This is a genomic window from Belnapia sp. F-4-1 (assembly GCF_000802185.1).
Lineage (GTDB): Bacteria > Pseudomonadota > Alphaproteobacteria > Acetobacterales > Acetobacteraceae > Belnapia.
Window position 1 is genome coordinate 2,127,270 of the sequence record NZ_KN676113.1, and the last position, 17,705, is coordinate 2,144,974.

The following is a 17,705-nucleotide window of genomic DNA, read 5'->3' on the forward strand; positions in this document are numbered from 1 at the left end:
ATCACAGGAGGTGACGCAGCGTCAGGCGCGCAGCCGCGCCGGCAGCCCCGCGACCGCGTCGTCGATCAGCGCCGCATCCGCCTTGGCGTCGATCCGCTCGGCGATGACGTTGCGCGCCGCCGCCACGGCAATATCCGTCGCCGCGCCGCGCACCTCGGCCACCGCCCCGGCTTCCGCCGCGGCGATGCGGTCGAGCGCCATCCGCTCGCGCCGCTTGGCGGAGGCCTCGGCCTCCGCCGCCGACGCCTCGCCGACGCGTTGCGCCTCGGCCTGGGCGCGGGCCAGCAGGTCCTGCGCCTCCTTCAGCGCCGAGGCGCGGTCGGCCTCAGCCTGCTTCAGCAGCGCCTCCGCCTCGACCCGCAGGCGGGAAGCTTCGGCGAGTTCGGCCCGCACGCGGTCCGCCTTCGCATCCAGCATCCCGGTGATGCGCGCCCAGGCCATCCGCCCGACGAGCAGGAAGAAGATGACGAAGGAAACCGCGACCCAGAATTTCGGGTCGAGCCAGAAGTGTTCGTAGTGATGCTCCATCAGGCCCGCCCCCGCGCCGCGAGTTCACGCTCGACCGCCGCGGCGACCGCGGCGCTGTCGCTCCGGCCGATGAGCCGGGTGACCAGCGCATCCGCGGTATCCGTCGCCACCTGGCGCAGCGCGCCCATGGCATTGTCCCGCGCCGAAGCGATCTGCCGCTCGGCCGCCTCGATCTGCGAGGCAAGCTTGGCGTTGAGCGCCTCGGCCCGTGCCGCGGCCTCGGCCTGCGCCTTCTGCGTGGCGGCGCCGACTGCAGCCTGAGCCTCGGCCCGTGCCTTGGCGGTCGCGGCCTGATGCTCGGCCATTGCCGCATCGGCCCGCTGCTTCGCCGCCTGCGCGCTCTCGAGGTCGCCCTCGATCCGCGCCCGCCGCGCCTCCAGCACGCTCTCCACCTGCGGCAGCGCATAGCGCGCCATCACGTAGTAGAGGGCGCCGAAGATGATCAGCATCCAGACGACCTGGGCGATCGTCCAGGGATTGCCGAAGTCGAGCTGCGGCATGCCGGCGCTGCTGGTCGCGCCCGGATGCTCGGACGCCACCTGCGCCATGGCGGGCAGGGTGGCGAGCGAGAGCAGGGTCGCGATCCGGATGGTCTTCTTCATGCTCGTCTCCCTTGCATGCCGGAAGAAGGGCGGCCGGCGGCCACCCCTCTCAGCGATGCTCAGGTGAAGAGGATGAGGAAGGCGATCAGCAGGGCGAAGAGCGCCACCGCTTCCGTCAGGGCGAAGCCCAGGATGCCGATCGGGAAGACGGCGTCGCGGGCGGCCGGGTTGCGGGCCACGCTGGTGATCAGCGAGGAGAAGATGTTGCCGATCCCGAGACCGACGCCGAACAGCGCGATAACGGCGATACCGGCCCCGAGGGCCTTGGCGGCAGCGACTTCCATGTGAGTGTCCCTTCAGGGGTGGTGTGGTTGGAGGGTCCGAACGACGGCGGGGCTTAGTGCAGGTGCACCGCGTCGTGCAGGTAGATGCTGGTCAGGATGGCGAAGACATAGGCCTGCAGGAATGCGACCAGGATCTCGAACCCGACCAGGGCGACGTTCATCGCCATGGGCAGCACCGCGCCGATGAGGCCCAGCACGCCGGCCGCCGAGCCGATCATCACGACGAAGGTGGCGAACACCTTCAGCATGACGTGGCCGGCGACCATGTTGGCGAAGAGACGGACGGAGAGGCTGATCGGCCGCGAGAGATAGGAGATGATCTCGATCGGGATGATCAGCGGGGCGAGCGCCTTGGGCGCCCCCTCCGGGAAGAAGTAGCTGAAGAAATGCGTGCCGTGGATGGCCAGCGCCACCACCGTCACCACCACGAAGACCAGCGCGGCGAGGGCGAAGGTCACCGCGATATGGCTGGTGAAGGTGAAGGCGTAGGGCAGCAGGCCGATCATGTTGCCGAACAGGACGAACATGAAGATCGAGAAGACAAAGGGAAAGTAGCGCTTGCCCTGGTCGCCCACCTGCCCGGTCACGATGCCATGGACGAACTCGTAGCCGCTCTCGGCCAGCGCCTGGAGCCGGCCGGGGACGATGGAGCGCTTCGCCGTGCCCCACATCATCAGCGCCGTGATGAGGCCGAAGGCCAGCAGCATATGCGCGTTGGACTGGCTGAAGCGCACGGACTCGCCGAGGGCGCCCATGAAGGGCACCAGCTCGAACTGGCTCAGCGCGTCGATAGCTTTGCCTTCAGCGGCCACTGCTGCCTCTCCCGTCGCGTCAGATCTTCCGGCCACTGCGCGGGTTGAACAGCCTGTAGATGTTCATGATTCCGGCAGCGGCGCCCGCCACGAAGAACAGCAGGAAAAGCCAGGGCTTCGTCCCGAGCCATCGGTCCAGCAGCAGGCCGATCCCGACCCCGACCACCAGGGCCGAGACCAGTTCGACGCCGACGCGGAACCCGATCCCCATCGGACCGGGCGGAAGACCCCCCTTGGCATCCTCGGTCGGCTTGTCGAGACCCTGGCGGGTCCGTGCCTCCCGAAGTCGCCGCTCGAAGTCGTCGCGCTCGTTCAACCCTCGCTCCTCCGTCGGACCCCGGCGGAAGGCACCGGGCTCGTAAGGCCCCCCCCGCGGAGTGTCAATCCACCGCGCGCCGCTATCGGCAGCGGCGGGCGTTTTTCAGCCGATTCATGTGTCGTCCATGCGGATCATACCGCCTCGAAGGCCCCGCTCTGCTGCCGCCACAGCCGGGCATAGACCCCGCCGCGCCGCAGCAGCGCCTCATGCGTCCCCTCCTCGGCGATCCGCCCGTGCTCCAGCACCACCAGCCGGTCCATCCGGGCGATGGTGGACAGACGATGGGCGATGGCGATCACCGTCTTCCCCGCCATCAGCTCGGCCAGCTGGTCCTGGATCGCCGCCTCCACCTCGGAGTCGAGGGCGCTCGTCGCCTCGTCCAGCACCAGGATCGGCGCATCCTTCAGCAGCACGCGCGCGATGGCGATGCGCTGCCGCTGCCCGCCGGAAAGCTTCACCCCCCGTTCGCCCACATGGGCATCGTAGCCGGCCCGCCCCCGCCAATCCTGCAGCCCCTCGATGAAGCCGGCCGCCGCGGCTCGGGCGGCGGCGGCCTCGACCTCCGCCATCCCAGCCTCCGGCCGGCCGTAGCGGATGTTTTCCCGGATGGAGCGGTGCAGCAGGGCGGTGTCCTGGGTGACGACGCCGATGGCAGCGCGCAGGCTTTCTTGCGTAACCGCCGCAATGTCCTGCCCGTCGATCAGGATGCGCCCGCTTTCGGGGCGGAAGAAGCCGAGCATGAGGTTCACGAGGGTCGACTTCCCCGCCCCCGAATGCCCAACCAGCCCCACCCTTTCCCCGGGCTTGATGGCGAGGTCTAGGCCCTGGATCACCCCGACCTCCCGTCCATAGGCGAAATGCACCCCCTCGAAGCGGATCTCGCCGCGTGGCACCCGCAGCGGCACCGCGCCCGGCGGGTCCGGCGCGGTGGGGGGGACCGCGATGGAGTTCATCGCCTCCTGCACCACGCCCAGGTTCTCGAAGATGGCGGTGACGTTGAAGGCCACCCAGCCGGAGATATTGGCGATCTGCCAGGCCATCGGCAGCGCCGTCGCCACCGCGGCGAGGCCGATCTGCCCGTGGCTCCAGAGCCAGATGCCCGTCGCCGCCGTCGCCGTCAGCATGCAGGCGTTCAGCGTCCCGAGCAGGAAGCCGTTCAGGGTCACGAGCCGCATCTGCCGCTGGAAGGCCGCGTTCAGCCCGAGCAGCCCCTCGCGGACGAAGGCATCCTCCTGCTCCGCCCGGGCGAAGAGCTTCACCGTCTGGATATTCGTATAGCTGTCAACGATCCGGCCGGTGAGCTGGCTGCGCTGCGCGCTCGCCTCGCGCGACCGGTCTCGCATCCTGGGCACCAGAAAGCGCAGCAGCGCGGCATAGGCGCAGAACCAGACCGCGATCGGCAGGGCCAGCCGCCAGTCCGCATCGCCGAGCAGGCCGAGCGCCGCCGTGCCATAGACCAGGATGTACCAGACGGCATTCACCACCTGCACCACGCTCTCGCGCAGCGCCGGCCCCGCCTGCATCACCCGGTTGGAGATGCGGCCCGAGAAATCCTCCTGGAAGAAGGGCAACCCCTGGCGCACCACCCCCCAATGGCTCTGCCAGCGCACCAGCGAGGTGAAATTGCCGTTGATGCCCTGCTGGGTGATGAGATTCTGCAACAGCACCGCACAGGGCCGCCCGACGAGCACCAGCGCCGCCATGCCAAGCAGCGTGGGCCAGGCCTCCGCCCAGAGCCGGTCCGGCGCATGGCTGGTCAGCAGCGCCACCAGCCGGCCGATGATCGCCGGGATCGCCGCATCCATCAGCGCCACCAGCAGCCCGGCCAGGAACAGGGCAGCGAAGAGGGCCCGCGCCTGGCCGATGAAATGCCAGTAGAAGCCGGTGAGGCTGCGGGGCGGCGGCCCCTCGGGCACCGTGGTGCCGAGGATCCGCGCGGCGGGTGAGCCGGGGGGCGCGACCGGGTCGACCAGACGCTCGAAGAAGCGGAAGGGCATGCGGCCACAACGCGCCCGCAGGCGCTCGAGGTCAAGCCGCGGAGCGGCCAGCGCCGCTCGGGCTTCACGAAACCGCGTGGTGAGGCGTCTCCCAGTGCCTGAGACCGTTGCTGACGCAATGATCTCTTTTTCGGCTTTCATGGGTACCAGCGGCCGGGCGCAATCCCTGCCGGCCTGGCTGCGCTTCCTGCTGACCGCCGTTACCGTCGCCTTGGGCTTCGCCGCCCGGCAGGCAATGGATGCGCTGCTGCCCACCACGAATGTCTTCCTGATGCCGATCCTCGGCGTGGTGGTCAGCGCCACGCTGTTCGGCGCCGCGGCCGGGCTCCTGGCCACGCTGCTCTCGTCGCTCTGGCTCTGCTGGGCCTACCTGCCGCCACTGGAGAGCTTTCAGGTGGGCGACCCTCGCCAGTTCTGGGGGCTCAGTCTCTTCGTCATCATCAGCGGCTTCATCAGCCTGGTGATCGGCGGCTTCCAGACAACGCTGCTGCGGTTGCGGGACGCCCACGCAGCGCTGGCCCGCACCGACTCCCAGCGCCGGCTGCTGCTGCAGGAATTCCGCCACCGAAGCCGGAACGACCTGCAATCCCTGGTCGCCCTGCTGCTGCTGCGCGCCCGTGCCGCCCCTTCCTCCGCCGCCCAGGATGGGCTGCGCGAGGCGGCCGAGCATGCCCGGGCGCTCGCCCGCGTCCATACCCTGCTGGCGCAGGAGGCGATTCACGAGGACGACCCGACCGTGGTCGACAGCCGCGCCTTCGTCGAGGGGCTGGCGATGGAGTTGGCCCGCACCCATGCGACCGAAGGCCTGCGCCCCATCGTCCTCACCGCCGAGGCGGAGCCCCACCCGCTCGATTCGGAGCGCGCGATCCTGGTCGGGCTGGTGCTGAACGAATGCGTCACCAACGCCCTGAAATACGCCTTCCCCGACGACCGCCCCGGCCGCGTGCAGGTGCGCTTCAGCTGGATCGACGGCGAATTCCATCTCACCATCGAGGATGACGGCACCGGCACCTCGCCGGAGGAACAGACGAACGGCAACCGCGCCCGGCCGCTCGGCACGGGCCTCGGGACGCGTCTGCTGCGCGGCATGGCGGCGCAGCTTCGCGGCAGCTTCAACCGCGGCCCGGGACCTGGCGGCGCCGGCACCCATGTCGAGCTGCGCTTCCCGGCCGCGGCGGCCGGGGGCCGGGGCTGACGGCCTATTCCGCCGCCTGCTGCCCCTCGACCATCTCCACCGCCCGGCCGAGATCGACGCTGAGCAGCCGGCTCACCCCGCGTTCCTGCATCGTCACACCATAGAGCCGGTGCATCCGCGCCATGGTCAGCGGATGGTGGGTGACGATGAGGAAGCGCGTGCCGCTCTCGGCCGCCATCGCCTCCAGGAGGTCGCAGAGCCGCTCGACATTGGCATCGTCGAGCGGCGCATCCACCTCGTCCAGTACGCAGACGGGCGCGGGCTGGCAGCGGAAGACGGCGAAGATGAGCGAGAGCGCGGTCAGCGCCTGCTCCCCGCCGCTCAGCAGGGACAGGGCCGAGAGCTTCTTCCCCGGCGGCTCCGCATAGATCTCGAGCCCCGCCTCCAGCGCATCCTCTGAGCCGACCAGCGCCAGATGCGCCCGCCCGCCGCCGAAGAGGCGGCCGAACAGGCTCTGGAACTCGGTGTTCACCCGGTCGAAGATCGTCCGCAGCCGCTCCCGCCCCTCGCGGTTCAGCGCGCCGATGGAGCCGCGCAGCTTGGCGATGGCGGTGCCGATTTCCTCCCGCTCGCGGGTGATGGTGGCGATGCGCGCCTCGATCTCCTCCATCTCCACATCGGCGCGGAGGTTGACCGGGCCCATCTCCTCCCGCTCGCGTGCCAGGCGCTCCAGCTTGCGCCGGGCGCGGTCCTCGGCAGCATCGGAGAGCTCCTCCGGCACCGGCAGTCCGGCACCCTCGCCCAAGCGTTCGGCGACGCGCTCCTCGACCGCCGCCGCCGCGGCCTCGGCCTGGCTGGCGGCGCCCTCGGCGCGGAGCTGGGCCTCGCGGGCGGCGGCGAAGGCGGCGTCGGCGCCGCGCCGCGCCTCGCCGGCCGCCTGCCGCTCCGCCTCGGCCGCGGCGAAGGCGGCGGCGGCCGTGGCATGCGCCGCCTCGGCCTCTGCCAGCACGGCGCCGGCTTGGCGCCGCCGTGCCGCCGCGGCTTCCGGCAATTCGGCGAGATCGTCCCGCGCCGCCCGCGCCTCGGCGGTGCGCTGCCGCAACTCCTCCAGCCGGCCAGCGGCATCGGCCCGCCGCCCGGCCCAGTCGGCGGCCTCGGCGGCGATGGCGGCCCGGCGCGTCGCCAACCGCTCTCGCTCCGCCCGCAGCCCGGCCTGGGCCTCGAGCGCCGCGCCTTCCTCGCCGCGTGCCGCCGACAGCGCACCGCGCGCCGTATCCACGCCCTGGCGGATGCCGGCGAGGTCCGGCAGCGCCGCCTGCGCTGCCCGCGCCCGGTCCAGCACCGCCTCCGCCTCGCCGGCATCCGCGGCGATGCGCTCCAGCTGCGGGGCAAGGGCGGTGGCCTGGCTCTCGGCCTGGGCAGCGGCGGCGGCCAGGCGGGCCGCCTCATCCCGCGCCGATTGCACTGCCGCCTCGGCCTTTCCGCGCGCCTCGCGCGCCGCCGCCTCGGCCGCGACCGCCGCCGCCTCGCCCTGCCGCGCCGCCTCCGCCGCGCGCCGCAGCCCATCGAGATCGGGTAGCCCGGCCTGCGCCTCGCGCAGTGCGGCCAGCGCCGCCTCGGCCTCCGCCCGCTCCGCCCCGAGGCGTTCGAGCTGCGGCGCCAGCGCGCCGATGCGGCTCTCCGCCTGCGTCGCTGCGGCGGCCAGCTGCGCCGAGCCACTGCGTGCGCGCTGCAACCCCGTCTCCGCTTCGGCCCGCTGGCGCCGTGCCGCAGCCTCGGCGGCGCCGGCCTCGCCCTCGGCCCGCGCCGCAGCCTGGACTTCCGCCGCCGCCTGTTCCGGGGCCGGCAGGGCGGCGAGCGCATCAGCCGCCGTTGCCGCCGCCGTCTCCGCCTCGGCCAGCGCCTCGGCGAGGCGGGCGAGCTGCGGTTCCAGCGCGCCGAGCCGGCTCTCCGCCTCGGCCGCAGCGGCGGCGAGCCGGCTGGCCTCCGCCCTGGCCGTCGCAAGACGCGCCTCGGCCAGCCGCCGGGCCTCGCGCGCCCCGGCCTCGGCCCGGGCGGCGGTCGCCTCCGCGGCCTCCGCTTCTGCTCTCGCCCCGGCCGCCGCCGCCGCTGCCTCCGTCGCCTCCGCCAGCCGCGCCCTGGCGGCGGCGAGGCGGTTCCGCTGTTGCAGCCGCACCGCGCCGGGGTTCGGCGCATCGGCCCGCGCCGTATGGCCGTCCCAGCGCCAGGCCGCGCCATTCCGCGCCACCATGGCCTGGCCGGGGGCAAGGCCGGCCTGCACCGTGGAGCCATCCGCTCCCTCGGGCAGCAGGCCGATCTGCGACAGCGCCCGCGCCAGGACCGCTGGCGCCTCGACCAGGGTCGAGAGCGGGGTGAGCCCCGCCGGCAGGGAGGGCGCGGCGCCGAGCGGCGGCAGGGCTCGCCAGTGCCGCGCCGCCTGCGGATCGGCCGGGCTGTCCAGCGCCTCGCCGAGCGCGGCGCCAAGCGCCGCTTCCAGCCCCGACGGAACGGTGATGGCATCGAGCACGGGCGGCGCTCCGCTGCCCCCGGTCTCGCCGGCAGCCAGCGTCTCGCTCAGTGCCTCGACCTCGGCCGCGGCGCGGGCGCGATCCGCCTCGGCTGCCGCGGCGCCGCTGCGGGCCTCGGCCTGCTGGCCGGCGGCTGCGGCGCGCCCCGCCTCGGCCTCGCCGACCGCGGCCAAGGCGGCGGCCAGCGCCGCCTCGGCCTCAGCCGCCGCCGATTGTGCCGCGGCCAGCGTCTCGGGCGGGACGGCGGCGGCGCGGGCGGCATCCCGCTCGGCCAGCAGCCGGCCATGCTGGGCCCGCGCCTGAGCCGCGCGCTGCGCCGCCGAGGCCTGTTCGGCCTGCGCCCGGTCGCGGCCGCTGCGCGCCTCCGCCATGCGGCGCCGGGACGTGGCATGGGCCTCCTGCGCGGCGACGCGGGCCGCCTCGGCCGCATCCAGCCGTGTCCGGGCCTCGCTCAGCGCGGCCTCGGCGGCGGCGATGGCAGCCTCGCCCTCGGCCAGCCGCCCGGGGGCGATGCGCTGGGCGAGCGCCGCGCCATGATCGGCCGAGAGCCGGGCATGCTGGGCGACGATGCGCCCCGCCCGCTGCTCCGCCTCGGCAAGCGCCGTGCGGGCGCGGGCGGCTTCCGCCTCGGCCGCCACCGTCTCGCGCCGGGCCACCGCATGGGCATCCTGCGCCGCCGCGCGGGCCGCCTCCGCCTCTGCGAGAGTGGTGCGCGCCGCCTCCAGCCGGCCGGCAGCCTCGCCAGCCTCCGCCTCAGCCGCCGCCAGCCGCTCCGGTGGGATGCAGGCGGCCAGGGCAGCGCGATGCTCCGCCGCCAGCGCATCCCGCTGCACGCCGAGCCGCCGCGCCCGCTCCGTGCTGGCCGCGAGTTCCATCCCGGCCGAGTTGACGCGGGCGGCGATGGCGGCGGCATCCTCCGTCGCCGCATTGGCCGCGCGCTCGGCGGCCCGTGCCGCCTCCGTCGCCTCGGCAAGCGCCGCGGCCGCCGCTTCCAGCCGGGCGGGCAGGCTCGCCTCGGCCTCGGCCAGCGCCGCATCCTCGCGCGCCAGCCGCCTCTCGGCCGCCAGCGCATCGCCCTCCACCGCCTCGGCATGGGCAAGGTCGCGGGTGATCTGCGCGAAGCGCGCCTCGGCCGCCGCCAGCGCCTCGCGCGCCCGGCGTTCCTCGGCATCCAGCCCCTCGGCCTCGACGCGCCGCCGCTCCAGCGCGGTGCGCGCCGTGGCTTCCGCCTCGCGCGGCGCCGGGATGCCCCGCTCCGCCGCAAAGCTGCGGATCGCCGCCGCCTCGGCCTCGGCCTCGGCCGCCTTGGTCGCCGCCGAGGCGCGGGCGAATTCCGCCGAGGCCAGCGCCAGCGCCGCCTGCGCCCGCGCCCGCAGCAGGGCGAGCCACTCCGCCTCCGCCCCCCGCACGAGCCCCGAGATGTTGCGGTAGCGGTTGGCCTGCCGCGCCTGGCGCTGCAAGGACTGCCGCTGCGTCTCCAGCTGGCCGAGCAGGTCCTCCGCCCGGCCCAGGTTCGTCTCCGCCTGGCGCAGCTTCAGCTCCGCCTCGTGCCGCCGGGCGCGGAGGCCGCTGATGCCGGCCGCCTCCTCCAGCACCTGCCGCCGCTCCTCCGGCTTGGCGCCGATCATGGCGGAGACGCGCCCCTGGCTCACCATGGCTGAGGCCCGCGCGCCCGAGCCGATATCGGCGAACATGGTCTGCACGTCGCGCGCCCGCACCTCGCGCCCGTTGATGCGGAAGGAGGAGCCGTCGCCGCGCGCGATGCGGCGGATGATCTCAAGGTCCGGCGCGTCGGCATTGGGTGGCGGGGCGAGGCCCGCCGCCTCCTCCAGATACAGCGACACCTCGGCCAGGTTCCGCCCCGGCCGGGTCGCCGTGCCGGCGAAGATCACATCCTCCATCTCGCCGCCGCGCATGGAGCGGGCGGAAGTTTCGCCCATGGCCCACCGCAAGGCTTCCACGACGTTGGACTTGCCGCAGCCATTCGGCCCGACGATGCCCGTCAGCCCAGGCAGCACCTCGACCAGCGTCGCCTCGGCGAAGCTCTTGAAGCCGGCGATGCGCAGCCGCGCAAGCGTCGCCCGCGGCGCGTCGCGCCGCGGCTCCTCCGGGGCCTGGGTCTCCTCGGGCGTCGCCTCGCTCAACCGCGCCTCGCTTCCTCGACCAGCGTCTTGAACCGGTCGAAGCTCATGTCACCCGACTGGTTGACCGTCTTGCGGCCTCGGAAGGAGAAGCTTGGCGTCGCCGAGACGTTGTACTGCTGCTCGGCCTGCTGCCGCTGCGTCAGGATGGCGCGCTTCAGCCCGTCATCCGCCAGCACCTCGTCATACTTGCCGCGGCTCATCCCGGCGAGCGCGGCCATCTTCGCCAGCTCCTCGCGCGGATCGCCGCGGGTGAAGGCCCAGCGGTCCTGGTTGGCGAGCAACGCGCCGATGAAGCCCTCGTAGCGCTCCGGCGGCAGGCTGCGGGCGACGCAGGCGCCGGCCAGCGCCAGCTGGTCGAGCGGGAAATCCACCCAGACCAGCCGCAGCGTGCCGGTCTCGATCAGGTCGCGCTTCACCTCGGGGAAAGTGTTGCGGTGGAAGGCAGCGCAATGGGAGCAGGTAAGCGAGTAGAACTCGGTCACCGTCACCGGCGCATCCGTCCGGCCGACACCGCGATCGGCCAGCCGCGGATCGGCGGGCTGGGCGAGGGCAGGCGCGGCGGCAAGGGCCGGCATCGCCAGCATCAGGCGGCGGGAGAGGGGCATGCGGCCTCCAGGCAGTGTCATCCTCGGTTCCGATAGACGCCCCGGGCGAGCTTTGCCAGCGCCTCGCGCAATTCCCCTGCCGGAAGGTTACCGAGCCCCGCCTCCACCCGCTCCGGCAGCGGCGCCTCCGGCTTAGGCCGGGGCCGCGCCGGCGCCGCGCTGGCCGCCTGCTGGACGAAGCGCAGCCGCTCCACGACGGGCTTGCCGAGCTGGGCATTGATCCGCTCGATGAGCTGCGGCGCCAGGTGGCTGAGCTCCATCGCCACCGGCCCGACGCAGCCGATGGTCAGCGTCCCCGCCGTCACCCGCTTCGGGCTGGTGACGGCGGCGAGGCTCGGCCCGACGATCTCCGCCCAGTCCGCCATCAGCAGGGCACCAGCCGGGCTCTTCTTGCGGAAGACCGGACGGGTCAGGTGCGGAATGAGCGTCCCGAGCGGCCGCGGCCCCCAGACGAATCGCCGATCTTCGCTATCCTTGGCCATATGCCCTTGCCCCCCGCCTCCGCGCTGCTCGCCTGGTACGACCGCCACCGCCGGACCCTGCCCTTCCGCCGCAGCGATGGCGGCCGTCCCGATCCCTACCGCGTCTGGCTCTCCGAGGTCATGCTGCAACAGACGACGGTGGCCGCCGTCGGCCCCCGATTCGAACGATTCCTAGCCCGCTTCCCCAGCATCGAGGCCCTGGCCGCCGCGCCCGAGGCCGCGGTAATGGAGGAGTGGGCGGGCCTCGGCTACTACGCCCGCGCCCGCAACCTGCATGCCTGCGCCAGGGCCGTCTCAGCGATGAGCGGCTTCCCCCGCACCGCCGAGGCGCTGCGCGACCTGCCCGGCATCGGCGCCTATACTGCCGCCGCCGTCGCCGCCATCGCCTTCGACGAGCCTGTGGTGCCGGCCGATGGCAATGTGGAACGCGTGGTCGCCCGCCTGCTGGCCGAGGAGACGCCGCTCCCCGCCGCCAAGCCCCGCCTCTCGGCCGCCGCCCAGGGCTTCATGGCCGACGAGGCCGCGCGCGCCCGTCCTGGCGACTTCGCCCAGGCCCTCTTCGACCTCGGCGCCACCATCTGCACGCCGAAGGCCCCGGCTTGTGCGTTGTGCCCGTGGCGCGGCGAGTGCCTGGCCCAGCAGCGCGGCATCCAGGCCGACCTCCCCCGCAAGGCGCCGAAACGCGCCCGCCAGCTCCGCCACGGCGTGCATTTCCTCCTGGCCGATGCCGCCGGCCGCCTCCTGCTCCGCCGCCGCCCGCCGCGCGGCCTGCTCGGCGGCATGCTGGAACTCCCCGGCACGCCCTGGCGCGACGAAGCCTGGACCGAGGCCGAGGCACTGCCCCATGCCCCCATCCCCGGCCTCGCCTGGCGCCGCCTGCCCGGCATCGCGCGCCACGGCTTCACCCATTTCGAGCTGGAGATGCAGCTCTACGCCGCCACCATCCCCCGCCTCGACCCGCCGGAAGGCATGGAGGCCCGCGACCTGAAAGACGCGGAAGCCGCCTTGCCGACGGTCATGCGCCGCTTGCTGGCCCTCGCCGGCTGACGGCCCTTCAGCCCGGCTCCATCCCCGCCACCGCCAGGATCGCCGCCAGGCTCGCCGACATGCCGCGCAGGCTTTCGCCCGGCTCCACGTCGATCCACTCCTCCAGCGAATGCGCCCGCCCGCCGCGCCCCCCGGAGCCGATCTTCACCGCCGGGATGCCGAGGCTCATCGGGATGTTCGCATCCGTCGAGGAGTACTCCTGCCGCGGCGCATAGCCATGCGCGGCGACGGCGGCGACGGCAAGCTGCACGATCTCCGCCCCCGGCGCGGTATGCCCGGCCGGCCTGTCGCCGATCGGCGTCACCTCCGCCACGACGGGCCCCTCCCGCGTCGAGCGCGCCGCGTTCTCCGCCGCGACGGCCTCTTCGACTCCGGCGAGGAACTCCTGCTCCAGCCGCGCCAGCTCGGGAGCGGATTGCGAGCGTAGATCGACCTCCATCCACACCTCGTTCGGGATGGCGTTCACCGAGGTGCCGCCACCGAGCACGCTGACGCAATGCGTCGTCTGCGGATCATGCGGCGCGGTGAGGTCCGCCAGCGTCAGCGAGGCCCGCGCCATCGCGTAGGCCGGGTTCACCAGCCCGAAAGCGGCGAAGCTGTGCCCGCCGGGGCCGCGGAAGGCGATGCGGTAGCGCTTGCTGCCGATGCCCCCCGTCACGATGCGGTCGACCTCAGGGCTGTCGACGGTGAAAAAGGCGCCGACCCGGTCGCGGTGCCGCCCTTCGGTGAAGAAATGCCGGACGCCCCGCAGGTCGCCGAGCCCTTCCTCCCCGACGTCGCCAAGGAAGAGGATGTCCGCCCGGGTCCTGATCCCCGCCGCATCCATGGCGCGGAGGAAGGCGAGGTTGACGGCGAGGCTCCGCGTGTCGTCGCCGACGCCGGGGGCGAAGAGCTTCGTCCCCTCGCGCCTCACCCGCACATCCGTCCCTTCGGGGAAGACGGTGTCGAGATGCGCGGCGACGACCACGGTGGTGCCGTTGCCCGTGCCCCGCCTGCGGCCCATGACGTTGCCGACCGCATCCTGCTCCACCTCCTCCAGCCCATGCTCGTGGAGCATCCCGAGATAGGCGGCGGCCCGCCGCTCCTCCTTGAAGGGCGGCGCGGGAATCTCGGTCAGGCGGATGATGTCCTCGACGGTGCGGTCATGCTCCCGCTCCATCACCGCGACGGCGGCCTGGAAGCGCGAATCGGCAAGGATGGCGGCGATGGCGGCGGATGCGGCGGTCTGGCTCATGCCCGTCTCTTCCCGCCGCCGGCCGGGCCGGTCAAGCGGCCCGGCGGATTCATGCTTTCTGCACGGTCGACTGCGCAAGCTGCGGCGGGAACTCCGGAGACGTCGGTGATGCGAATCAGAACCCTGTTCGGCGGCGCCATGGCGGTCATTGCCCTGGTCGGCATCGCGGTCGGCGGCAACATCGCCTACGGCGAGTGGAAGCAGGGAGGGGCGGCGCGGGCCTCGGTCGGCCAGGCTGCCGCGGCCGAGGCGTCGCTGCGGCTGATCGAGCGGCTGGTGATCGAGCGGGGCAACTACGTCATCCGCGTCAGCGGCGCGGAGGCCGCCGACGCCGCCATGATCGCCCGGCTGGGAGCCCTCCAGCGTGAAACCGATGCGGCCCTGTCCAGGGCTCAGGCGGCCCTGCGCGGCAGCCAGGACCCCGGGCTGCTCGCGCAGGCGGCGCCGATCGAGGAGATCACGGCTCAGCTCGCCGCCCTGCGCCGGGACGTGATGGTCGAGATCCAGCGTCCCGCGGCGCAGCGCTCCGCCGAGATCCAGGCCCGGCCGGGCCGGGAGATGAGCGCGATGATCGCCAGGGCCGGGGCGGCGATGGATGCCGCGCACCGCGCCGTCGCGGCGACGGCGCCGGAGCTCGATGCCTTGCTGCGCATCGCCCGCAGCAGCTGGGACCTGCGCGACGCCGCCAGCCGCCGTGTGGTGCCGATCAGCATCGCCATGACCGCCGGACGCGCCCTGACCCAGGCCGAGCTGGAGTCCATCGCGGTCGCCTCCGCCCTGCTGGAGGCGAGCTGGCGCTCGATACGGGAGATGATCGCCGTGGCGGGCAGCCCGTCGCGCCTGGCCAATGCCGCGGCCTCGGTCCAGCGCCTTTATTTCGAGGAGGCGGCGGCGAAGATGCAGGCGCTGATCGCCGCAGGGCGGGCCGGCGGCACCTATCCGATGACGCAGGCGGAGTTCACCGCCTTCGCCACCCCTTCCATGCAAACCCTGCTGCTGGTGCGCGACGCGGCGCTGGAGGAAGCGGTGGCGCGCGCGACCGCGACGGCCGAGAGGGCCACGGCCTGGTTCCTGACGACGCTGGCCGGGCTGTTCGGCTTCCTGGCCCTGCTGGGCGGGTTGTCCTGGCTGCTGGCCCGGCAGGTGGTGGCGCCGGTTGTCGCCCTGACCGGCACGGTGCAGCACCTGGCCGCGGGCGCCTGCGAGACGCCGGTGCCCCACCGGGCGCGGCGTGACGAGATCGGCGCCATGGCGACGGCCGTGGAGGTGCTGCGCATCGGCGCGGTCGAGGCGGCGCGGCTGGCCGCCGCGATGGCGGCCGAGCAGGCGGCGAAGGCTGCCCGGGCGGAGCAGCTCGAGGCCGCGCTGCGGCGCTTCGAGACGGAGATGGCGGTCGGGCTGGAGCGCTTCAGCGCCGCGGCGGCACCGCTGGAGGCGACGGCCGATGCCCTGGCCGCGGCGGCGGATACCTCCCGCGGCCAGGCCGCGGCGATGTCGGGCGCGGCCGGCAGCGCGGCGGCGAATGTGCAGACCGTGGCTGCCTCGGCCGAGGAGTTGTCGGCCAGCATCGCCGAGGTGGCGCGCCAGGTGGCGGACAACGCCCGGGCAGCGGGGCGGGCCGCGGCAGATGCGGCGGCGACCGATGCCGCGGTGACGGGTCTTTCGGACACGGCGCAGCGGATCGGCGAGGTGGTGGGGCTGATCGGCTCCATCGCCGGGCAAACCAACCTGCTGGCGCTGAACGCCACGATCGAGGCGGCGCGGGCCGGGGAGGCCGGCAAGGGCTTCGCCGTCGTCGCCGGGGAGGTGAAGGCGCTGGCGGCCCAGACCGCGAAGGCAACCGAGGCGATCGGCCCGCAGATCGCCGCCATGCAGGCGGAGACCGCGCGGGCGGTCGAGGCGATCCGCGGCATCGCCGGCACCATCGACGCGCTGAACGGCATCGCCGGTCAGGTGGCGGCGGCGGCCGAGCAGCAGGCGGCGGCCACGCAGGAGATCGGCCGCGCGGTCGCCGAGGCGGCGGCCGGGACCGAGGAGGTCAGCCGCCAGACGCTTGGCGTGCTGGACGGGGCGGACCGCGCCGGCAGCGCGACGGCGGAACTGCGGCAGGCCTCGGGCGGCCTGACCCGCCAGGCGGCGGAGCTGCGGCGGACGGTGGACGGCTTCCTGGCCTCGGTACGGGCGGCCTGAAGGACGGCGGGGCTCAGCCCTGCCGGCCGAGCACCTCGGCCCTGATCTCGTCGAGCAGCCGGAGCCGCCCGCCCGGCATCTCCAGATGCCAGAAGGCCCAGCCGTTGCAGCTCGGCGCCTCCTGCACCGCCGCCCCCACCTGATGGATGGAGCCATGCGCCCGGCCGCAGCGGATGGCGCCGTCCGCCGTCACCGTCGCCTGCCAGCGCCGCGTCCTGTCCACCAGCAGCGAGCCGGCCGGCACCAGGCCGCGCTCCACCAGCGTGCCGAAGGGGATGCGCGGCTGCTCGCGCTTGCCGGCCATGGTCAGGGCGGCGGTTTCCGACAGGGGCTCGACGGCCCCGATCCGGGCGCGGGCGGCGGCGGCATAGCCGGCGTCGCGCTCGATGCCGACATAGTGCCGGCCGAGGCGGCGGGCGACGGCGGCCGTTGTCCCGGTGCCGAGGAATGGGTCGAGGATCACCTCGCCCGGATTGGTGCAGGAAAGGATGACCCGGTGCAGCAGCGCCTCCGGCTTCTGCGTCGGGTGGAGCTTGGCGCCCTTCTCGTCCCGCAGCCGCTCCTGCCCGGTGCAGAGCGGGATGAACCAGTCGCTCCGCATCTGCACATCCTCGTTGAGCGACTTCATGGAGGCATAGTTGAAGCGGTATCGGCTTTCCTCGCCGCGCGCCGCCCAGATCAGCGTCTCATGCGCATTGGTGAAGCGCCGGCCGCGAAAGTTGGGCATCGGGTTCGCCTTGCGCCAGATGACGTCGTTCAGCACCCAGAAGCCGAGATCCTGCAGCGCGACGCCGAGGCGGAAGATGTTGTGGTAGCTGCCGATCACCCAGATCGTGCCATCCTTCCGCAGCACGCGCCGCGCCTCCTTGAGCCAGGCGCGGGTGAAGGCATCGTAGGTGGCGAGGTCGGCGAAGCGGTCCCACTCGTCATCGACGCCATCGACCAGGCTGTCATCGGGCCGGCGCAGGTCGCCTCTCAACTGAAGGTTGTAGGGCGGATCGGCAAAAATCGCGTGCACTGAAGCTGGCGGCAGCATCTGCATCTGTTCGATGCAATCCCCGACCAGGATCTGGTCGAGGGCAAGATCGAGCCCGGTCCCCAAGATAGCCTCCCCCAAGACTGGGCCCACAACCCTTCCCGCACCGAATCGGCGAGCGACCACAATCGCCGGGCGGACTCCCCGGGTCAACCGAAGCGAAGCGCCGCCTGGTCGACGGGCGCGAATCCCCGGCGGTGATGCGGCGAGGGCCCATGCTCTGCGAGGGCGGCGCGATGGCGCTCCGTCGGGTAGCCGGCATGGCGGGCGAAGCCATAGGCCGGCCAGCGCGGGTCGAGCCGGGCCATGGCACGGTCGCGCACCACCTTGGCGAGGATGGAGGCGGCGGCGATGGAGACGCTGAGCCCGTCGCCACCGATGACGCAACGCACCGGGCAGGGCAGCGGCGGTGCCTGGTTGCCGTCAACCAGGGCGAGGTCGGGCGCGGCGGCGAGCCGGCCCACCGCGCGGGCCATGGCCAGATGCGTGGCGCGCAGGATGTTCAGCCGGCCGATCTCGGCGGCGGAGGCGGCGCCGATGGCGCACTCCGCCTCGCCGCGCGCCGCGGCCTCACGCAGCGCCGCGAAGGCGGCCGTGCGCGCGGCGGCGGTGAGGCGCTTGCTGTCGTCGAGCAGCGCGGCCAGCGCCGGCGGCACGCCGCGCGGGAAGACCACGGCGGCGGCCAGCACCGGCCCGGCCAGCGGGCCGCGCCCGGCCTCGTCGATGCCGGCGACGCGGCCGCACGCCGCCGCCTCCAGCGTG

Annotated in this window: 15 protein-coding genes; 3 read left to right on the plus strand and 12 right to left on the minus strand. The window is 73.6% G+C overall.

Annotated features, from left to right (window positions below):
• Positions 1-21: 21 nt before the first annotated feature.
• The 6 genes from LH62_RS10270 to LH62_RS10295 form a co-directional block, all read right to left on the minus strand.
• Positions 22-528, minus strand: a complete 507-nt coding sequence (locus LH62_RS10270) for an ATP synthase subunit B (protein WP_043361063.1) — start codon at positions 526-528, stop codon at positions 22-24.
• Positions 528-1,130 (minus strand): ATP synthase F0, encoded by a 603-nt coding sequence (locus LH62_RS10275; RefSeq protein WP_052214096.1) that lies wholly within the window; start codon positions 1,128-1,130, stop codon positions 528-530. Before LH62_RS10275 ends, LH62_RS10270 begins: the two co-directional genes overlap by 1 nt.
• A 59-nt stretch (positions 1,131-1,189) precedes the next feature.
• Positions 1,190-1,414, minus strand: a complete 225-nt coding sequence (locus tag LH62_RS10280; protein ID WP_043338292.1) for an ATP synthase subunit C family protein — start codon at positions 1,412-1,414, stop codon at positions 1,190-1,192.
• 53 nt (positions 1,415-1,467) lie between these two features.
• Positions 1,468-2,226, minus strand: coding sequence for a F0F1 ATP synthase subunit A (locus LH62_RS10285; RefSeq protein WP_043361064.1), 759 nt, complete (start codon positions 2,224-2,226; stop codon positions 1,468-1,470).
• Between the two features lie 19 nt (positions 2,227-2,245).
• A complete protein-coding gene (locus LH62_RS10290) occupies positions 2,246-2,542 on the minus strand; it encodes an AtpZ/AtpI family protein (protein WP_043361065.1) in 297 nt (98 codons plus the stop codon).
• A gap of 134 nt (positions 2,543-2,676) precedes the next feature.
• Positions 2,677-4,542, minus strand: coding sequence for an ABC transporter ATP-binding protein (locus tag LH62_RS10295; RefSeq protein ID WP_043361066.1), 1,866 nt, complete (start codon positions 4,540-4,542; stop codon positions 2,677-2,679).
• A gap of 118 nt (positions 4,543-4,660) precedes the next feature.
• Between LH62_RS10295 and LH62_RS10300 the strand changes: the two genes are divergently transcribed.
• On the plus strand, positions 4,661-5,737 hold the full coding sequence (locus LH62_RS10300) for a sensor histidine kinase (protein WP_043361067.1): 1,077 nt from the start codon (positions 4,661-4,663) through the stop codon (positions 5,735-5,737).
• 4 nt (positions 5,738-5,741) lie between these two features.
• On the opposite strand, the gene LH62_RS10305 is transcribed toward LH62_RS10300, so the two are convergent.
• The 3 genes from LH62_RS10305 to LH62_RS10315 are packed head-to-tail and all read right to left on the minus strand — an operon-like array spanning position 5,742 to position 11,436.
• Positions 5,742-10,349, minus strand: a complete 4,608-nt coding sequence (locus LH62_RS10305) for an AAA family ATPase (protein WP_082012465.1) — start codon at positions 10,347-10,349, stop codon at positions 5,742-5,744.
• Positions 10,346-10,954: a thioredoxin domain-containing protein gene (locus tag LH62_RS10310; protein WP_043361070.1), complete on the minus strand. Its 609-nt coding sequence runs from the start codon at positions 10,952-10,954 to the stop codon at positions 10,346-10,348. Before LH62_RS10310 ends, LH62_RS10305 begins: the two co-directional genes overlap by 4 nt.
• A 17-nt stretch (positions 10,955-10,971) precedes the next feature.
• Entirely contained in the window at positions 10,972-11,436 is a 465-nt protein-coding gene (locus LH62_RS10315) for a DUF721 domain-containing protein (protein WP_052214098.1), read from the minus strand.
• Between LH62_RS10315 and LH62_RS10320 the strand changes: the two genes are divergently transcribed.
• Entirely contained in the window at positions 11,437-12,483 is a 1,047-nt protein-coding gene (locus LH62_RS10320; RefSeq protein ID WP_043361071.1) for an A/G-specific adenine glycosylase, read from the plus strand.
• 7 nt (positions 12,484-12,490) lie between these two features.
• Here LH62_RS10320 and LH62_RS10325 read toward each other — a convergent pair whose 3' ends face one another.
• A complete protein-coding gene (locus LH62_RS10325) occupies positions 12,491-13,717 on the minus strand; it encodes a M20/M25/M40 family metallo-hydrolase (protein WP_043361072.1) in 1,227 nt (408 codons plus the stop codon).
• A 108-nt stretch (positions 13,718-13,825) separates the two neighbouring features.
• On the opposite strand from LH62_RS10325, the gene LH62_RS10330 reads away from it, so the two are divergent.
• Positions 13,826-15,907, plus strand: coding sequence for a methyl-accepting chemotaxis protein (locus LH62_RS10330; protein ID WP_052214100.1), 2,082 nt, complete (start codon positions 13,826-13,828; stop codon positions 15,905-15,907).
• A 13-nt stretch (positions 15,908-15,920) separates the two neighbouring features.
• On the opposite strand, the gene LH62_RS10335 is transcribed toward LH62_RS10330, so the two are convergent.
• Both LH62_RS10335 and LH62_RS10340 read right to left on the minus strand, forming a co-directional pair.
• Positions 15,921-16,949, minus strand: coding sequence for a site-specific DNA-methyltransferase (locus LH62_RS10335; protein ID WP_082012829.1), 1,029 nt, complete (start codon positions 16,947-16,949; stop codon positions 15,921-15,923).
• 143 nt (positions 16,950-17,092) lie between these two features.
• Positions 17,093-17,701, minus strand: coding sequence for a ribonuclease HII (locus LH62_RS10340; RefSeq protein WP_043365512.1), 609 nt, complete (start codon positions 17,699-17,701; stop codon positions 17,093-17,095).
• Positions 17,702-17,705 lie beyond the last annotated feature (4 nt).